1 protein-coding gene is annotated in these 990 nt (G+C 56.4%); it reads right to left on the bottom strand.

Features of this window, described 5'->3' with window-relative positions:
- Window positions 1-68: 68 nt before the first annotated feature.
- Window positions 69-554: a helix-turn-helix domain-containing protein gene (locus tag JMF90_RS38405; protein ID WP_011546968.1), complete on the bottom strand. Its 486-nt coding sequence runs from the start codon at window positions 552-554 to the stop codon at window positions 69-71.
- Between the last annotated feature and the right edge of the window lie 436 nt (window positions 555-990).

Consider the following 990-nt stretch of genomic DNA (forward strand, 5'->3'; position numbering starts at 1 on the left):
CGTACAACCACTGTCCGCGAGTGGCTCTGCATCAGCGCTCTATCCTCTTGAGCTATGCTGCGTATTGCTTATGCCTTCCCGCCTTTGACGATTGCCAAGGGCTTCTTACGCGTCAAGCGGTCGGTTTGTTCCTTCTGCCTCCGCTCACGCTCCGCGATCTTTTCTTCGGCGAAAGGCTTAGCTGCCTTGATCAAACCGCTCAAGTCATACTCGTTCGTGTCGTTGTCACCGACGCTCGTCGTGCGGTAAATACGTTTGATGAATCCAGCAGCCTCCATCGCCGCAATTCGCTTTTGTATTGTGCGTGGAGCTACACCGATTGCCCTCGCCAAAGTACCCTTAGACGGGCGTGCATGTTCTCCGGGCCTCCACCAGTAGCCAGCGAGGTGAATCAAAATATTGATATCGAGCGGGGTAAGGCCCAACGCCTGCTGACGCTCGAAAATGATGTTCGGGAAAGAAGTCCATCCCGCTTTCGCCAACGGCGCCGACCACTTGGCCGCAACACTCTTGTCTACTGCATTGGTTGCCTGCGGTTTTGTCGCGACACTCATTTGCTCCCCCCGACGTTCATTGCGTTGAGTTAAGTATCGCGACGGCGCATCGGTCTTGCAAGATCAGGAGAGCGAATACGGGACGCCCTAAGCATCTCCCCCCGCACGTAGTTTGCTGTGTACTGGGTCTCTTCATCTAATTGGGTGCATCTCATGAATCAGGTGTGTGTTTTGGGAGGCTCCCGGTTCCTCCCTGGGGCTGGCCCAAAGGCCGCCCGGTACAGTTCTCGAAAGCTTCCCCGCGAGAATGTGGAGCCTCCCCCTATCCAATCACATGGGCTCACCTTGTTGACTCTGTGACCTTTTTCGTCACGTCACCGGGAATCTAGGGGGTCTTGTGCGCGTGTGCAGTGGGCTTACCGAGAGGCCGGGCGCGACATTCACTACCGCACGGGAGCCCTCTCGCTCGCCTTAGATGTCAATCCGCTCGGCTTTA

The sequence above is a fragment of the Burkholderia sp. E168m23 genome (genome assembly GCF_016586125.1).
GTDB lineage: Bacteria > Pseudomonadota > Gammaproteobacteria > Burkholderiales > Burkholderiaceae > Burkholderia > Burkholderia orbicola.

What these genes read in the sequence shown, in the direction of transcription:
- JMF90_RS38405 (WP_011546968.1), bottom strand. Translation starts at nt 554, where the DNA reads ATGAGTGTCGCGACAAAACCGCAGGCAACCAATGCAGTAGACAAGAGT.